15 protein-coding genes are annotated in these 15757 nt (G+C 69.0%); 9 read left to right on the forward strand and 6 right to left on the reverse strand.

The features are described 5' to 3' along the window. Positions 1 to 42 precede the first annotated feature (42 nt). A complete protein-coding gene (gene atzF, locus ACSFA2_RS13645) occupies positions 43 to 1767 on the reverse strand; it encodes an allophanate hydrolase (protein ID WP_435455893.1) in 1725 nt (574 codons plus the stop codon). A 123-nt stretch (positions 1768 to 1890) separates the two neighbouring features. After that, positions 1891 to 2736 (reverse strand): M48 family metallopeptidase, encoded by an 846-nt coding sequence (locus ACSFA2_RS13650; RefSeq protein WP_435455843.1) that lies wholly within the window; start codon positions 2734 to 2736, stop codon positions 1891 to 1893. A 37-nt stretch (positions 2737 to 2773) separates the two neighbouring features. On the opposite strand from ACSFA2_RS13650, the gene ACSFA2_RS13655 reads away from it, so the two are divergent. The 8 genes from ACSFA2_RS13655 to ACSFA2_RS13690 all read left to right on the forward strand — a co-directional run bounded on the left by ACSFA2_RS13655 (position 2774) and on the right by ACSFA2_RS13690 (position 12200). Beyond that, the gene (locus tag ACSFA2_RS13655; RefSeq protein WP_435455844.1) at positions 2774 to 4114 is read left to right on the forward strand and encodes an AmpG family muropeptide MFS transporter; all 1341 of its coding nucleotides are present in this window, start codon (positions 2774 to 2776) and stop codon (positions 4112 to 4114) included. Positions 4115 to 4210: 96 nt separating this feature from the next. Continuing rightward, a complete protein-coding gene (locus ACSFA2_RS13660; RefSeq protein WP_435455845.1) occupies positions 4211 to 5431 on the forward strand; it encodes a beta-ketoacyl-[acyl-carrier-protein] synthase family protein in 1221 nt (406 codons plus the stop codon). Next, positions 5428 to 6240 carry a beta-ketoacyl synthase chain length factor gene (locus tag ACSFA2_RS13665; protein ID WP_435455846.1) on the forward strand — a complete coding sequence of 271 codons (813 nt, stop codon included), beginning with the start codon at positions 5428 to 5430 and terminating at the stop codon, positions 6238 to 6240. The genes ACSFA2_RS13660 and ACSFA2_RS13665 overlap by 4 nt, the downstream gene beginning before the upstream one ends. Before the next feature lie 5 nt (positions 6241 to 6245). After that, positions 6246 to 7904 carry an NAD(P)/FAD-dependent oxidoreductase gene (locus ACSFA2_RS13670; RefSeq protein ID WP_435455847.1) on the forward strand — a complete coding sequence of 553 codons (1659 nt, stop codon included), beginning with the start codon at positions 6246 to 6248 and terminating at the stop codon, positions 7902 to 7904. Positions 7905 to 8024: 120 nt separating this feature from the next. Next, positions 8025 to 8747 carry a response regulator gene (locus tag ACSFA2_RS13675; protein ID WP_435455848.1) on the forward strand — a complete coding sequence of 241 codons (723 nt, stop codon included), beginning with the start codon at positions 8025 to 8027 and terminating at the stop codon, positions 8745 to 8747. 8 nt (positions 8748 to 8755) lie between these two features. Then, positions 8756 to 9934 (forward strand): ATP-binding protein, encoded by a 1179-nt coding sequence (locus ACSFA2_RS13680; RefSeq protein ID WP_435455849.1) that lies wholly within the window; start codon positions 8756 to 8758, stop codon positions 9932 to 9934. A 125-nt stretch (positions 9935 to 10059) separates the two neighbouring features. Further along, positions 10060 to 11334, forward strand: coding sequence for an O-antigen ligase family protein (locus tag ACSFA2_RS13685; RefSeq protein WP_435455850.1), 1275 nt, complete (start codon positions 10060 to 10062; stop codon positions 11332 to 11334). After that, positions 11331 to 12200 (forward strand): glycosyltransferase family 2 protein, encoded by an 870-nt coding sequence (locus ACSFA2_RS13690; RefSeq protein WP_435455851.1) that lies wholly within the window; start codon positions 11331 to 11333, stop codon positions 12198 to 12200. The genes ACSFA2_RS13685 and ACSFA2_RS13690 overlap by 4 nt, the downstream gene beginning before the upstream one ends. Before the next feature lie 3 nt (positions 12201 to 12203). Here the strand turns inward: ACSFA2_RS13690 and ACSFA2_RS13695 are convergent, their stop codons facing one another. Genes ACSFA2_RS13695 through ACSFA2_RS13705 form a run of 3 tightly spaced genes read right to left on the reverse strand, consistent with a single transcriptional unit; the run spans position 12204 to position 14174 of the window. Then, on the reverse strand, positions 12204 to 12998 hold the full coding sequence (locus tag ACSFA2_RS13695; protein ID WP_435455852.1) for a glycosyltransferase family 2 protein: 795 nt from the start codon (positions 12996 to 12998) through the stop codon (positions 12204 to 12206). 10 nt (positions 12999 to 13008) lie between these two features. Continuing rightward, on the reverse strand, positions 13009 to 13221 hold the full coding sequence (locus ACSFA2_RS13700; RefSeq protein WP_435455853.1) for a zinc-finger domain-containing protein: 213 nt from the start codon (positions 13219 to 13221) through the stop codon (positions 13009 to 13011). A gap of 2 nt (positions 13222 to 13223) precedes the next feature. Then, on the reverse strand, positions 13224 to 14174 hold the full coding sequence (locus ACSFA2_RS13705) for a branched-chain amino acid transaminase (RefSeq protein ID WP_435455854.1): 951 nt from the start codon (positions 14172 to 14174) through the stop codon (positions 13224 to 13226). Between the two features lie 132 nt (positions 14175 to 14306). On the opposite strand from ACSFA2_RS13705, the gene ACSFA2_RS13710 reads away from it, so the two are divergent. Then, entirely contained in the window at positions 14307 to 15296 is a 990-nt protein-coding gene (locus ACSFA2_RS13710) for a recombination-associated protein RdgC (RefSeq protein WP_435455855.1), read from the forward strand. On the opposite strand, the gene ACSFA2_RS13715 is transcribed toward ACSFA2_RS13710, so the two are convergent. After that, positions 15293 to 15748, reverse strand: a complete 456-nt coding sequence (locus ACSFA2_RS13715; protein ID WP_435455856.1) for a glycerate kinase — start codon at positions 15746 to 15748, stop codon at positions 15293 to 15295. The two genes, ACSFA2_RS13710 and ACSFA2_RS13715, sit on opposite strands and share 4 nt — an antisense overlap. Positions 15749 to 15757: the final 9 nt, after the last annotated feature.

Below are 15757 nucleotides of genomic sequence, written 5' to 3' on the forward strand. Positions count from 1 at the left end.
CCTGCGTAAAGGTTGAAGCGAAAGAAAACCCGAAAGCCGCGCTCAGGCGAGCGCCGCCTGACGTGATGCGATGTACGAGCGCCAGCCGCCGTGGTGCGTGATGTCCTCGGCGCCGTCGAGCGCGATCGATTCGCAGACGAAGCCCTGCACGCTGCTGCCGTCTTCCAGCGTCAGCGTGCCGATGCCCAGCGGCGCGGGGATCAATGCGACGAAGGAGCCGTAGGCGGTGGCGGGCATCGCCCACACCTCGACGACGAGCCCGGCGCCACCCGCGGGCACGCGCACCATGCCGGGCTTGGGCGGCACGGTGCCGGGCAGTGCGTAGAGGCGGTACTGCGGGGCGGTCTTCGTTTCACGCAGCAGCGTGGCGCCGCGCTCGGTCAGCTGGCCGTTGAGCGGCATGCCCGACAGGTGCGCGCCGACGACGGCGACCTTCACGGTGGCGGCGGGCGTGAGCATCGGCAGCGCGACGGGTGCCGGCATCGGTGCGCCCGTTGCACCGAGCGTGAGTCCGGTGGCGTGGTGGAGCCGCTGACCGAGCTCGGCCAGCTGGAAGTCGCTGGCGCAGGGGCCGATCAGCGTCAGGCCGAAGGGTAGGCCGTCACTGCGCAGGCAGGTCGGCACCGAGAGCGCCGCGTAGTCGAGCAGGTTGACGAAGTTGGTGTACGCGCCGAGGTTCTGGTTGAGCGCGACCGGGTCGGCCCGCATCGCCTCGATGGTGTAGTGCGTGGGCGCGGTCGGCACCACCAGGAGGTCGATGTCTTTCCACATCGGTGCGGCCTGTTGCGCCAGCGCCCGCAGCTTCGTCTGCGCATCCACGAAGTCGGCCGCGCTGTAGCTGCGGCCCTTGGCCAGGATGCTGCGCACCGGCTCGATCACCTCGTCCTCGTTCGCGTCGAAGAAGGTGCGCACCGCCGCGTAGCGCTCGGCCACCAGCGCGCTGTCGTAGAGCAGCGCCGCAGCTTCGGCGAGCGGGGCGTAGTCGATCGGCACGCGCGTGGCGCCCAACGCTTCGAGCTGCGCGAGCGAGCGCTCGAAGGCCGCGGCCGAATCGGCGTCGCCGAAGAACTCGAGCGTCGATGGCACGCCGACGCGCAGGCGCGAGGGCAATGGCGTGGTGATGGGCGTGAGCGCGCGTGAGTACGGGTCGGCCGCGTCATGCCCCATGGCGACGGTCAGCACGCGCGCCGCGAGTTCGACGGTGCGCGCGAAGATCGACACACAGTCGACGCTCTGCGCCGCCGGCAGCACGCCGCGCGTGCTGATCAAACCCTTGGTCGGCTTGAGGCCCACGATGTTGTTGAGCCCCGCCGGCACGCGGCCGGAGCCGGCCGTGTCGGTGCCGAGCGCGAAGTCGACCTCGCCCGTGGCTACCACCCGCGCCGAGCCGGAGCTGGAGCCGCCCGACACGTAACGCGCGTCGAAGCTGTTGGGCACCGCGCCGTACGGCGAGCGCGTGCCGTTCAGGCCGCAGGCGAACTGGTCGAGGTTGGTCTTGCCGACCAGCACCGCACCGGCGTCGAGCAGGCGCTGCACCACATGGGCGTGGGCGGCCGCGTCGCGGGCGAAGGCCGGGCAGGCCGCGGTGGTCGGCAGGCCGGCCACGTCGATGTTGTCCTTGACCGCGAAGCGCAGCCCGGCGAGCGGGCCATGGGCCGCGGCGCCGGGAGAGGCGATCGGCGGGTCGATCCGCGTGATCCAGGCGGCCGCACCGGGGTTGGCGTCGAGCCCTTCATCGGTCGGCAGCGAAGTCGTCGTATGCACCATCATCAAGCATCCTGTCTTGTGTACATGATGAGATGCAAGCGGCGTGCCAACGCCTGCCAGGACTCAGGGAGCCCTGGCAGGTCGGATTCGGTGCGTCAGAAAAAGGATAGGTGCAAGCGCGGCTCAGCCTCGCCGGGCTGCGCGGTACAGGCCGTCGACCTTGCCGAGGTTGGCTTCGAGGATGCGGATGCGGTCGGTGCCGCTGGGGTGGGTCGAGAGGAAGCTCAGGCCGCCCTGGTTCTTCGAGGCGGTGGCCATCTTCTTCCACAGCGTCACCGAAGCGCGCGGGTCGTAGCCTGCCCGCGCCGCAAGTTCGAGTCCGACCAGATCGGCGTCGGTCTCGTCGCCGCGGCTGAACTTGAGCGACAGCAACTGCGTGCCGGCACGCGCCGCCATGTCGCCCATCTGACCCAGGCCGAGCAGTTGCGCCGTGATCGACAGCGCCGCGCCGGTGCCGGCGCTCTTGGCCAGGCGCGCGCGGGCGTGCTCGCGCAGCGCGTGCGCCATCTCGTGGCCCATCACCATCGCGACCTCGTCGTCGCTGAGCTTGAGCTGGTCGAGGATGCCCGTGTAGAAGGCGATCTTGCCGCCCGGCAGGCAGAAGGCGTTGATCTGCTGGCTGCCGATCAAATTGATCTGCCACTTCCATTGCGCGGCGCGTGCGTTCCACGGGCCGACGAAGGGAATGAGGCGCGCAGCGATGGTGCGCAACCGCTGCAGCTGCGGGTGGCTGTCGGGCGCCAGCGCGCCCTTGGCCTTGGCCTGCTGGAGGAGCTGGCCGTACTGCTGCACGCCGGCCTGCTCGATGCTGTCGGCGGGCACCAGGTTGCGCGCGACCGAGGCCTTGCCCACCTCGACCTGCGCCAACGCGGGTGTGACTGCCGAAGTGACGGCGGCAGCCCCCGCCAACGCCAGGAAAGCCCGGCGCGCCTGCCAGGGACCGATGGAAAACTCGCAGCGTGTGCACATGCGGGAATAATAAGCAGCCACCCCGATCGCCCGCGCAATGTCCCCACCCTCGGCTGCCGAAGCCTCCCCCACCGCCCTGCCTGCAGCACCGTTGTCCTGGCGCGATGCGCTCAAGGTGTACCTCGAACCCGCGACGCTGCGCATGCTGGCGCTGGGCTTCTCGGCCGGGCTGCCGCTGCTGCTGGTGCTGGGCACGCTCAGCTTCCGCCTGCGCGAAGCCGGCGTGACGCGCAGCGAGATCGGCTACCTGAGCTGGGTCGGCCTGGTCTACGCCTTCAAGTGGGCCTGGGCGCCGCTGGTCGACCGGCTGCCCATCCCGCTGCTCACCCGGCGCATGGGCCGCCGCCGCAGCTGGCTGCTGCTGGCGCAGGCGCTGGTCGTCGGCGGGCTGGTCGGCATGGCGATGGCCGACCCGCGCGGCGGCCTGGCGCCGCTGGTGTGGTGCGCGCTGCTGGTGGCCTTCGGCTCGGCCACGCAGGACATCGCACTGGACGCCTTCCGCATCGAATCGGCCGAGACGCGCAAGCAGGCCGCGCTGGCCGCCGCCTACCAGACCGGCTACCGGCTGGCGATGATCTGGGCCGGCGCCGGCGTGCTGTCGATCGCCGCGTGGACCGAGATCACCGGCGCCAGCGGCTACCAGAACGCCGGCTGGAAGGCCGCCTACCTGGTGATGGCCGCCTCGATGGCGGTCGGCGTGGTCACGGTGCTGCTGTCGTCGGAGCCCGCCCAACAGCTGATGCCCCGGGCGCGCAACGCCGCCGAATGGCTCAAGAATGTGCTGGTCGAGCCCTTCGCAGACTTCGTCCGCCGCTACAAGTGGCAGGCGGTGCTGATCCTGTCGCTGATCGCCATCTACCGCATCAGCGACGTGGTGATGGGCATCATGGCCAACCCCTTCTACGTCGACATGGGCTTCAGCAAGGAAGAGGTGGCGGCGGTCAGCAAGGTGTTCGGCGTGGTGATGACGCTGGTCGGCGCCTTCGTGGGCGGCATCCTGTCGATGCGCTTCGGCGTGATGCGCGTGCTGATGCTGGGCGCGGTGCTCAGCGCGGCCAGCAACCTGCTCTTCGCCTGGCTGGCCGCGCACGGCCATGACATGACGATGCTGGTGCTGGTGGTGTCGGCCGACAACCTGGCCGGTGGCATCGCGTCGGCCGCTTTCATCGCCTACCTGTCGAGTCTGACCAACATCAGCTACTCGGCCACGCAGTACGCGCTGTTCAGCTCGCTGATGCTGCTGCTGCCCAAGTTCCTGGCGGGCTACTCCGGCGTGTTCGTCGATGCCTACGGCTACGTGCCCTTCTTCGTGGGCACGGCGCTGCTGGGCCTGCCGGTGCTGGTGCTGGTGGCGCTGGCGGCACGCGGGCAGCGCTGAGCGCCGGCGATTGCGGGATGCCGGCCGACGCGGGCGTCTGCGGCCGGCTGCTAGTCTGTGGCATTGTTCGCGCTTCGCCACTCCTCATTCACCACCGTGCCGTCTCGCATCCCCCCTCTCCAGATCAGCGCCTACACCGCGACTTCGGCCGTCGGCGTGGGCAAGGCGTCGCTGCTCGACGCCCTTGAAACCTCGCGCAGCGGCCTGCGGGCCAACGACTTCGGCGACGTGCCCGCCAGCGGCGCGCGCCTCGCGACCTGGATCGGCCGCGTGGCGGGGGTCGAAGACGTGCGCCTGCCCGACGCACTGGCCGCCTGGGACTGCCGCAACAACCGGCTGGCCTGGATGGGCCTGCAGGCCGACGGTTTCATGGATGCGGTGGCGGCGGCGCGCGCGAAGTACGGGCGGTCGCGCATCGCGGTGATCCTCGGCACGTCGACGTCGAGCATCGGCGAGACCGAAGATTCCTACACGCACCTGACCGCCGACGGCCGCTTCCCGCCCGGGCAGGAGCGCCCGCTGGTGCACACGCCGCATTCGCTGGGCATGTTCGTGCAGGCCGCGCTGGGCCTGGAGGGGCCGTCGGAGACGATCTCGACCGCCTGCTCGTCGAGCGGCAAGGTCTTCGCGTCGGCCGAGCGGCTGATCCGCCTGGGCCTGATCGACGCGGCCGTGGTCGGCGGTGTCGACACGCTCTGCGGCAGCGTGCTGTACGGCTTCAATTCGCTGGAGCTGGTGTCGCCCCAGCCGTGCAAGCCCTTCGACGCCACGCGCGACGGCATCAGCCTGGGCGAGGCCGCAGGCTTCGCCTTGGTGGAGCGTGCCGAGGCCACCACAGCCGACGGGCTCTACCTGCTGGGCTACGGCGAGGCGAGCGACGCACACCACATGTCGACGCCGCACCCGCAGGGCCTGGGCGCCGAGCGGGCGCTCGACGACGCGCTGGCCCGCGCCGGCCTGACGACCGACGCGGTCGACTACATCAACATGCACGGCACGGCCAGCACCAAGAACGACGAGGTCGAGGGCGCCTTGGTCACCCGGCGTTTCCCTGAAAGCACACATGCCAGCTCGACCAAGGGCTTCACCGGCCACACGCTGGGTGCCGCCGGCATCGTCGAGGCGGCCATCAGCCTGCTGTCGCTGGAGACCGGCCTGATGCCGGGCACCGTGAACACCACGCAGCTCGACACCGACTGCGGCCCGCAGATCAAGCTCGAACCCGCGCGCGGCGACGTGAAGGTGGCGCTGTCCAACTCCTTCGGCTTCGGCGGCAACAACTGCTCGCTGGTGTTCGGCAAGGGAGCGCAGGCATGAACGCCCCTGTGAAGACCCCGACGCTGTACATCGAAGGCCCGGCCTTCTGGGCGCCGACGCTCCCCGGCTGGGACATCGCCCGCGCCGCCTTCACTGGCACCGGCGCGCCGGTCGACCCGCCGGCCAAGCGGCCGTCGCCGCAAGTGCTGGCCCCGGCCGAGCGCCGCCGCGCACCCGACACCGTGGCGCTGGCGCTCGAGGTCGCGTCCAACGCCATCGCCGCGTCCGGCCGCGACGCCAAGGACCTGCCCTGCATCTTCGCGTCGGCGCATGGCGACCTGGGCATCAACGACTACATGTGCAGCGTGCTGGCCAGCGACCCGACGGTGCTGTCGCCGATCAAGTTCCACAACTCGGTGCACAACGCCGCGGTCGGCTACTGGACCATCGGCGTGGGCTGCATGGCGGCCAGCAATTCGGTCGCCGCCTACGAGACGACCTTCGCGTCGGCCCTGCTCGAAGCCGCGGCGCAGTGCGCGGCCGACGACCAGCCGGTGCTGCTGGTGGGCTACGACATGCCAGCCGTGGGCGCGCTCGCGTCGGTCACGCGCAGCCGCGGCCTGCTCGCGGTGGCGCTGGTGATCGCGCCGCAGCGCACCGAGCGCACCGTGGCGGCATTCGACTGGTCGCTGCTGCCCGGCGCATCGCAACCGATCGCGCCGCGCTCGGAGGCCGCCCAGGCGCTGGCCACCAACGCCATGGCCGACGCGCTGCCGCTGTTCGAAGCGCTGGCGGCAGGCCGCAGCGAGACGCTGGCGATGCCGCTGTCGGCACGCCTGTCGCTGCAACTCCAACTCACACAAGGCTGAAGCCGATGACGATCGCCACGACAACGCACGAACAACAGCACGACGTGGTGATCATGGGCGGCGGCCTGGCCGGGCTCACCCTGGCGCTGCAGCTCAAGAAGCGCTTTCCCGACATCGACGTGCTGGTGCTCGAGCGCCGCGCCCACCCGGTGCCGCATGCGGCGCACAAGGTGGGCGAGTCGTCGGTGGAGATCGGCGCCCACTACTTCGACACGGTGCTGGGCCTGGAGCCGCACATGCATGGCGAACAGCTGCGCAAGTTCGGCTTTCGCTTCTTCTTCAGCGAAGGCCGGCGCGACATCGACCGGGTCACCGAGATCGGCGCCAGCCGCTACCTGTCGGTGCCCAGCTACCAGATCGACCGCGGCATCTTCGAGAACTACCTGGCCGAAGAGGCGGCGCGCCGCGGCGTGAAGTTCACCGACCACGCGATGGTGCGGCAGATCGACCTGGCCGACGACGCACAAGGCCTGCACCGCCTGAGCTGGACACAGGACGGGCAGACGAACGTCATTGCCGCGCGCTGGATCGTCGACGCCTGCGGCCGCGCCGGCCTGCTCAAACGCAAGCTGGGCCTGGCCCAGCCGAACGCGCACGACGCGCATGCGGTGTGGTTCCGCATCGGCGAGCGCATCACGCTCGACGACTGGAGCGACGACCCCGAATGGCGCGCCCGCTGCACGCCGCAGGCGCGCTGGCTGTCGACCAACCACCTGGTCGGCGCGGGCTACTGGGTGTGGCTGATTCCGCTGGCCTCGGGCTCGCATTCGGTCGGCATCGTGGCCGACCCGCGCTACCACGCGCTCGACACCATGGACAGCTTCGAGAAGGCGATGGACTGGTTCGCGCAATACCAGCCGCGCCTGTTCGACGAACTCGACGGCAAGCGGCACCTGCTGCAGGACTTCGCCTTCTTCAAGAACTTCTCGTACGGCTGCAAGCAGGTGTTCTCGGGCCAGCGCTGGGCGCTGACCGGCGAGGCCGGGCTTTTCCTCGACCCCTTCTATTCGCCGGGCAGCGACTTCATCGCGATTGCGAACACCTACATCACCGACCTGATCGGCCACGACCGCGCCGGCCATTCGGTGGAAGCGCGGGCCCAGCTCTACGACCAGATCTACCACTCGTTCTACGAGAGCACCCTGGCGCTCTACCAGGACCAGTACGGCCTCTTCGGCGATCCCGAGGTGCTGCCGGTGAAGGTCATCTGGGACTACAGCTACTACTGGGGCGTGCTCTCGCAGATCTTCTTCCACGACCGCCTGACCGACCTGGCGTTGCTCGGCAGCCTGAAAGATGAGCTGCAGCACTGCCAGCGGCTGAACATCGCGGTGCAGGCGCTGCTGCGCGCGTGGTCGGCCTCGAGCGAGAAGCGCAACGTCGCGCAGATGCTCGACCACGCCGCGCTGCCCTGGTTCGCCGAACTCAACCGCAGCCTCACGGACACGCTGGACGACGCGCAGTTCAGCGAGCGCATCCATGCGTCGGTCGCGCTGCTGCGCCAGCTGGCCCTGGAGATCCATGCGCGCGCGCTGGCCTGCGACCCTGCACTGGACGACGGCGACCTGCGGGCGCTGCTGGCCCAGCACTGGCCGGCGAACGCAGCCGTCGACTGCACCATGCTGTTCGACGCGATGTCCGGGGACACTGCGGAATCGGTTTGAGCCGGGCCGCGGGTGCCGCCCTCTCCTTCGATAGCGGGCAGGCGCTTTGACACGCGCAGGACGGGCCGTTTACTTTAACTTTACGGAGCATTCAAGCCGCCTTGGCGGCGCCGACCCATCATGGCTGCAATGAGCACTCCCCAGATCCTGATGATCGAAGACGACGCCCGCCTCGCGCAGATGGTGAGCGAGTACCTGACGAAGTCGGGTTTCGGCGTGGCGCACGCGGCCGACGGCCAAGCCGGTCTGGAACAGGTGCAGCAGCACATGCCCGACCTGGTCATCCTCGACCTGATGCTGCCGGACATTGACGGCCTCGAAGTCTGCCGCCGCATCCGGTCGCTGCCCGGTGCCCTGGCGAAGGTGTCGATCCTCATGCTCACGGCCAAGGGCGATCCGATGGACCGCATCATCGGCCTGGAGATCGGCGCCGACGACTACCTGCCCAAGCCCTTCGAGCCGCGCGAGCTGCTGGCGCGCATCCGCGCCGTGCTGCGCCGCCGCGGCGACAACACCAGCGAGGCGGCGGCCGCGACGATGATGCGTTTCGGCACGCTCGAGATCGACCGCAACGCGCGCACCGTCACCGTCGGCGGCGCGCTGGCCGACCTCACGTCCTACCAGTTCGACCTGCTCGTCGCCATGGCCGAGCGCGCTGGCCGTGTTCTCACGCGCGACCAGATCATGGAAGCCGTACGCGGCCGCGAGCTCGAGGCCTTCGACCGCTCGATCGACGTGCACATGGGCCGCATCCGCGCCGCCATCGAGGCCGACGCCAAGAACCCCAAGCGCATCCTCACCGTGCGCGGCGTGGGCTACGTGTTCGCCAAGCAGCAGGACTGACGCCACCGATGATCCAGCTGTTCACGCGCCACCTCTACGTCCGCATCTGGCTGGCCGTGCTGGCCGGTGTGGCGGTGGTCACCTTCGCGGCCGGCTGGGCCTGGCAGATGGCCGACGAGCAGCGCTCCGCTCCGCTGCCGCGCGAGGTGGTGCTGCGCGACACCCAGGACCGCATGATCGGCACCGGCACGTCGCTGCGCACCAGCCGCCCGGGCGAGGCGCTCGAATTCACCATCTCGCTGAAGGACGGCCAGGTGTTCCAGATGCAGTTCGGCCCGCGCCAGGACCGCCAGGGCGGCCCGCCACCGTGGGTGCGTCCGCAGACCGGCTTTTTCTGGCTGCTCGGCCTGGTCGGGCTGGCGACGGCCATCGGCCTGTTCCCGATCGTGCGGCGCCTGACGCAGCGCCTGGAAACCCTGCAGCGTGGCGTGCAGCGCTGGGGCGACGGCGACCTGTCGGCGCGCGTGCCCGAAGACGGGCAGGACGAGGTGGCCGACCTGTCGATCCGCTTCAATTCGGCGGCGGCCCGCGTCGAGACCCTGGTGCGCTCGCACAAGTCGCTGCTGGCCAATGCCTCGCACGAGCTGCGCTCCCCGCTCACGCGCATCCGCATGGGGCTGGAGCTGATGGGCGAGCGGCCGAGCCAGGCGGCGCGTGACGAGATCTCGCGCAACATCGGCGAGCTCGACCAGCTCATCGACGAGATCCTGCTGTCGAGCCGGCTCGACGCCAGCGAAGCCGACCTGGGCACGATCGAGACGGTCGACCTGATCGGCCTGGCCGCCGAAGAGGGCGTGCGTGTCAATGCGGAACTCGACCTGGTCGAAGGCACCGACAGCGCCACGCTGCAGGTGCAGGGCGTGTCGCGCCTGCTGCGCCGCGCCATCCGCAACTTGCTGGAGAACGCGCGGCGCTACGGAGCGGGCACGATTGAGCTGCGCCTGGAGTCCGACGGGCGCTGGGCCCGCGTCCGCGTCGAAGACCGCGGCCCGGGCGTGCCGCCCGCCCTGCGCGAGCGCATCTTCGAACCGTTCTACCGCCTGCCCGGCGCGAGCGAGCGCGAAGGCGGCGTGGGCCTGGGCCTGGCCCTGGTCAAGTCGATCGCCGAGCGGCATGCCGGCAGCGTGCGCTGCGAAGACCGGCCCGGCGGCGGGGCGAGCTTCGTGATCGAGCTGCCGCGGACTTGAATACCGAGCGTTGGAGCCACCGCAGACAGCGCCTGGGCGCGGGCTAAGATCAATGCCCCAACGATCTGGCCCGACACGCATCGGGCACGCACCGCGGCATGTCCTTGCCCTCGTCACCACCCTTCATGACCTCCGCGCCCGCCCGATGGGTTGAAACCGCCCGCGATGCGCTGCTTGTTTCCGGGCGCTGGTTCGCGGTCTTGAGTCTTTTTGCCGTCTCCCTCAACAAGCCGGCGACCAACATCCTCCTCGCGCTGAGCCTGGTCTGCGCGCTGCTCGGCAGCCAGACGCGCGCGCGTTGGATCGCGTCGGCACGGCACCCGGTCGTCATCGGCGCGCTGGTGTGGTGGGCGGTGATGGTGCTCAGCGGCCTGCACGCCTGGGCCGCGGGCCATGCCAGCCTCCTCACCGGTACGCCGGTCTGGGCGCTGTGGTATCCGCTCATCCTCGGCACCCTGCTCACCGACACGGCCTGGCGCCGTCGCGGCTTGGTCGCTTTCGCGGTGGCGGTGGCGCTGGTGCTGCTGATTTCGTGCGGCCAGTTCATCGGCATCTTTCCTCAGCGGGATGTCGCCCTCGCCCTACCGGCGATGCGCAACACCGTCTTCAAGGAATACACGCAGCAGGGCCTGACCTTCCTCATGCTGGCGTCGATGGCGGTGGCCCTCGCCCTGGTCGCACAGCGGCCGAAGCAAAGGATGCTCGCCTGTGCGTTGGCGCTGCTGACGCTCGTCAACGTGGTGTTCATCCTGAAGAGCCGCACCACCTACATCACGTTGGTGCCGCTGATCGTCTACTGGGCGTGGCGCCTGTTCGGGCGGCGGGGCGCCGGGTGGCGCGCCGTCGCCGCGACGGGCGTGCTGCTGCTGGCCATCGCCGCGCTCTCGTGGGCGGTGCAGCCGGTGCGCGAACGGTTGCTGCAGTCGGTCACCCAGGAAGTCACGCGCTATGCGACGCAGCGCGAACCAACCTCGATGGGCATCCGGCTCGAGCTATGGCGCCGCACGCTGCCACTCATCGAGGATGCGCCCGTTTTCGGCCATGGCCTGGGCCAGTGGCAGCCGCTCTACCGCGCAGCCATCGAGAACCTGCCGCAGTTCGATGCGTTCCTGATGGGCCATCCGCACCAGGAAATGCTGCTGATCTGGACCGAACAGGGCACCGTGGGCCTGCTCGTGTACCTGGCGCTGCTGGTGGCCCTGGCGCGCTACATCCGTCGGCTCGATGCGCCCTACCGCGACATCTACGCCGGCGTCCTGCTCATCTACGTCACGGCCGGGCTCGCCAACGGGCTCTGGGCCGACTTCACGCACCGGCATGTCTTCATCCTGCTGCTTGCCTGCATCCCGCTCGCGCCGGCGATGAAGCAGGCTGCCCGCATCGCCCGCACCGAAGCATGAGCATCGAGACAGATCTCGTCACCGTCGTCTGCGTGACCTACAAGAGCCATGCACTCATCGAGCACCTGGCCTCGGTACTGGCGCCCTTCCAGCACGTGGTGGTCGTCGACAACGCCAGCGGCGACGGCACGGTCGACGCCGTGCGGCAGCATCTGCCGCGCGCCACGCTGGTCGAACGCGCCGAGAACGGCGGCTTCGGCACCGGCAACAACGACGCGATGCGCCATGTGCGCACGCCCTATGCGCTGCTGCTCAACCCCGACTGTTCGCTGGACGTGCCCGACCTGCTCACGCTGCTGGCCACGCTGCAGCGCTACACCACGGCCGGCGTGGTCGCGCCCCAGAGCTGGCTGGCCGACGGCAGCGCCCAGATGTGCTTTCGTCAGGCGTTCTACGAGCCCCGGCTCCGCTCGCCCTACCGCGTGCCGGACGGCACCTGTTCGGCCAAGTGGCTGCATGGCTGCTGCCTGCTGGTGCGAACGGCGGCCTACCACGCAATCGGCGGCTTCGACGAACGCTTCTTCCTCTACTACGAAGACGACGACCTGTGCCTGCGGCTTCGCCAGGCGGGCTTCGACTGCCTGTTCGAACCGGCGGCCAACGCGCAGCACATCGGCGGCGCCTCGTCCACGCCCAGCTGGAAGACGAGCTTTCGCAAGCACTACCACTACGCGCGCTCCCGGCACCTGGCGATCCGCAAGTACCTGGGCGTCGGTGCCGCCCGGCGCTACCTGCTCAAGACGATGGTGGGCGGACCGCCGGCGGCCTTGCTCTATGGCCTGCTGCTGCAGTCCAAGCACGCCTTGAAGTGGGCCGCCTGGAGCTGTTCGGCCTGGGCTTCGGCTTTCGCGCCGCGCAGCAAGTAGCCGTCAGCGGCCTTCGGTCTGGGTCAACTGGTCGCGGTCGAAGCGCATCGCGGCATAGCGGAAAAAGCTCTCCAACGACACGAAGACGCAGTACAGGAAGCCCGCGGCGCCGCACAGGAAGCCCAGGTGCAGCACGTAGAGCCGCACGAACATCGACAGCCCCGAGGCGAGGCCGCGCAGCACGCCACCGCGCTTGCCGCGTTGGGCCCGCTTGGCGGCGCCGAGCATCGTGTACTGGGTGAGCTTGACGAGGCTGCTGCGCACCGTCTCGCGCGAATGGTGCAGCAGCGGGTTCCGGAACACATGACGGGGCAGCCCGGGCTCGCTGAGCTTGGCTTCTTCGTGCACCACGCCCTCGTAGCTCAGCAACGTGGAGCGCCTGAACAGTCGCTCCGGCTTGGCCTGGGACCGGAAGTACTTCAGCTCCTGCCCGAAGGCGACTAGCCGCCAGCGAATGCACCACACGCCGACGGCACCCGACGCGACGACCGCTTGCAGCTCAGCCTTCAACTCGCGTGTGATGGTCTCGTCGGCATCCAGAAAGAACAGGTAGTCGCTGTCGGCATGCGCGAGCAACCGCGTGCGCTGCACACCGAAGCCCTGCCAGTCGGGGTACGCGACGACCGTGGCGCCGGCCGCCTGGGCGCGTGCGACCGTGTCGTCGGTGCTGCCGCTGTCGACCACCAGCAGTTGGTCGGCAAAGGCGGCGCTGCGCAGGCAGGCCTCGATGCGATGCGCCTCGTTCTTGGCGAGGACGCCGATGGTCAGCGTCGGGCGGGCGCGGGTCGCCTCAGGCACGCGCGCAGGCTCAGTGGCCGTGGCCGACGGCTTCGCCGGCCTTGAGCCGGTACACCGTGCCGCAGTACGGGCACTTGGCTTCGCCTGAACGCGCCACGTCGAGGTAGACCTTCGGGTGGCTGTTCCAGAGCTTCATGTCCGCCTTGGGGTTGGGGCAGAACACACCGCCCTGGGGGTTCAGGTCGGCGGCGAGCAATTCGACGGCTGCTTGGATGGTGGCCATGATCAGACTTTCGTAAGCCAGTGGGCGTACTTGGGGTTCTTGCCATTCACGATGTCGAAGAAGGCAGACTGGATCTTCTCGGTGACCGGGCCGCGCGAGCCGCCATCGCCGCGGTTGCCGATCTCGATGCGGTCGAGCTCACGGATGGGCGTCACTTCGGCGGCGGTGCCGGTGAAGAAGGCTTCGTCGGCGATGTAGACCTCGTCGCGCGTGATGCGCTTCTGCACGAGTTCGATGCCGAGGTCCTTGCAGATGTGCAGGATGGTGTTGCGGGTGATGCCGTTGAGCGCACCGGCCGACAGATCGGGCGTGTAGACCACGCCGTCCTTCACCACGAAGACGTTCTCGCCGGCGCCTTCGGAGACGAAGCCGCTGGCGTCGAGCAGCAGCGCCTCGTCGTAGCCGTCGTCCAGCGCTTCCATGTTGGCCAGGATCGAGTTGGTGTAGTTGCTGACCGCCTTGGCCTGCGTCATCGTGATGTTCACGTGGTGGCGCGTGTAGCTCGAGGTCTTCACGCGGATGCCGCGCCTCATGCCTTCCTCGCCGAGGTAGGCGCCCCAGGCCCAGGCCGCGACCATGGCGTGAATCCTGTTGCCGCGCGGGCTCACGCCCAGCTTCTCGGAGCCGATCCAGACCAAAGGACGCAGGTAGCAGCTTTCCAGCTGGTTCTCGCGCACGACCTGCTTTTGCGCTTCGTTGAGCTCTTCCTTGCTGAAGGGCAGCGTCATGCGCAGGATCTTCGCGCTGTTGAAGAGGCGGTCGGTGTGCTCCTGCAGGCGGAAGATCGCGGTGCCGTCGACCGTCTTGTACGCCCGCACGCCCTCGAAGGCGCCGCAGCCGTAGTGCAGGGTGTGGGTCAGGACGTGGATCTTGGCATCGCGCCAGTCGACCAGCTGGCCGTCCATCCAGATCTTGCCGTCACGGTCTTCCAGCGAGGGGGGGAGCACGCTCATGTTGTTTGTCCTTCGGGGGAAAGGGCACCTCCGAGGGGAGATGTCGCAAAAGCTTTCGATTTTACGGCGGCGGGCGCGGTCGGGTTCCCGCGACAATGGCCGGCTTTGCCAATCCGTCCGTAAAGGGATTTCGTGTCCGTATTCAAGAACGTCATCGTCTACCGCATCGAAGGCGGCTGGTCCCCCTCGCTGACCGAGGCCGAGGCCGCGCTCGACAAGTTCCGTTTCGCGCCGTGCACCCCGTCGCAGGAGAAGTCCACCGGCTGGACCGAACCGCGCGGGCAGGACCACGGCCCGCTGGTCGAATCCGTCGGCGGCCAGTGGGTGCTCGAATTCATGATCGAGGCCAAGACGCTGCCCGGCTCGGTGGTGCGCCGCAAGGTCGATGAGCGCTGCGTGCAGATCGAGGCCGCCACCGGCCGCAAGCCCGGCAAGAAGGAAAAGCGCGACCTGAAGGAAGACATCACGCAGGAGCTGCTGCCGATGGCCTTCACCCGGCATGCGCGCGTGGCGGTGTGGATCGACCCCAAGGAACACCGGCTGGTGATCAATGCCACCAACGCGGCGCGTGCCGACGAGGTGGTGACCAGCCTGGTGAAGTCGTTCGAGGGCTTCGCCGTGACGCAGGTCAACACGCACATCGAACCGGCCACCGCCATGTCGGGCTGGCTGTCGAGCCAGGAACCACCGGCAGGCTTCACCATCGACCGCGAGTGCGAGCTGAAAGCCACCGACGAATCGAAGTCGGTGGTGCGCTACGCCAAGCACCCGCTCGACATCGAGGAAGTCAAGCAGCACATCGCCGCCGGCAAGCGCCCGACGCGCCTGGCGATGACCTGGGAAGACCGCGTGTCCTTCGAGCTGAGCGAGACCATGCAACTGCGCAAGATCGTGTTCCTCGAAGGCACGGACGACGCGAAGGACGGCAAGAAGGAAGACAACTTCGACGCCGACGTGGCGATCGCCACCGGCGAGCTCGGCGAGCTGATGCCGGCGCTGCTCGATGCGCTCGGCGGAGAGGCCGCCTTCACGGCGGCGGTGGCCGAGCCGGCGCAGCCAGTTGCATCGGCCGTTGCATCGACGCCGACCGATGCCGACGCCGAAGAAGGCGCGCCCTTCTAGGCCGCAGGCGGCGTACCGCCGTCATGCAGCGCGGCGGGTGCTGCGTCGGGCTCCGCCGGTGGCCGCGTCATCGCCCAGCTCTGCAGCTTGCCGTTGAGAAACACCGCCTCGACGTACGACTGGCCGCCATCGGTCCAGCGGTAGGTCTCGGGCTGCTGGTCCTTCGGCGTCTTGAGTTCGCCCAGCGAGCGCGTCATGGCCACGACATGCAGCAGCGTCACGTTCGGCTTGAGCTTGGCGTTGAGCATCACCGCGCTCGCCACGTAGCCGATCGGCCGTTCGGCCGCGCGCTTGAGCACCTGCATCGTGCGGGTGAAGTGCAGCAGCAGGAACATCACGATGCCGGTGCACGCCACGGCGACCCCGCTCCAGCCGAAGCTGCGGTAGGCCAGGCCGAGCAGCAGAAGGCCGGTCAGCGGAACGAAGACTTTCTGAAAATTCATGGGCCGCATTGTCGCCGC

Origin of the sequence: Variovorax cryoconiti, from assembly GCF_051216395.1 — a bacterium.
Classification (GTDB): domain Bacteria; phylum Pseudomonadota; class Gammaproteobacteria; order Burkholderiales; family Burkholderiaceae_C; genus Variovorax.

Bases quoted from the DNA above. Each gene is read 5' to 3' on its own strand.
- ACSFA2_RS13690 (WP_435455851.1), top strand. From the start codon at position 11,331: ATGAGCATCGAGACAGATCTCGTCACCGTCGTCTGCGTGACCTACAAG.
- ACSFA2_RS13655 (WP_435455844.1), top strand. From the start codon at position 2,774: ATGTCCCCACCCTCGGCTGCCGAAGCCTCCCCCACCGCCCTGCCTGCA.
- ACSFA2_RS13705 (WP_435455854.1), bottom strand. From the start codon at position 14,174: ATGAGCGTGCTCCCCCCCTCGCTGGAAGACCGTGACGGCAAGATCTGG.
- ACSFA2_RS13670 (WP_435455847.1), top strand. From the start codon at position 6,246: ATGACGATCGCCACGACAACGCACGAACAACAGCACGACGTGGTGATC.
- ACSFA2_RS13685 (WP_435455850.1), top strand. From the start codon at position 10,060: ATGACCTCCGCGCCCGCCCGATGGGTTGAAACCGCCCGCGATGCGCTG.
- ACSFA2_RS13680 (WP_435455849.1), top strand. From the start codon at position 8,756: ATGATCCAGCTGTTCACGCGCCACCTCTACGTCCGCATCTGGCTGGCC.
- ACSFA2_RS13675 (WP_435455848.1), top strand. From the start codon at position 8,025: ATGGCTGCAATGAGCACTCCCCAGATCCTGATGATCGAAGACGACGCC.
- ACSFA2_RS13650 (WP_435455843.1), bottom strand. From the start codon at position 2,736: ATGTGCACACGCTGCGAGTTTTCCATCGGTCCCTGGCAGGCGCGCCGG.
- ACSFA2_RS13665 (WP_435455846.1), top strand. From the start codon at position 5,428: ATGAACGCCCCTGTGAAGACCCCGACGCTGTACATCGAAGGCCCGGCC.
- atzF (WP_435455893.1), bottom strand. From the start codon at position 1,767: ATGGTGCATACGACGACTTCGCTGCCGACCGATGAAGGGCTCGACGCC.
- ACSFA2_RS13700 (WP_435455853.1), bottom strand. From the start codon at position 13,221: ATGGCCACCATCCAAGCAGCCGTCGAATTGCTCGCCGCCGACCTGAAC.
- ACSFA2_RS13715 (WP_435455856.1), bottom strand. From the start codon at position 15,748: ATGCGGCCCATGAATTTTCAGAAAGTCTTCGTTCCGCTGACCGGCCTT.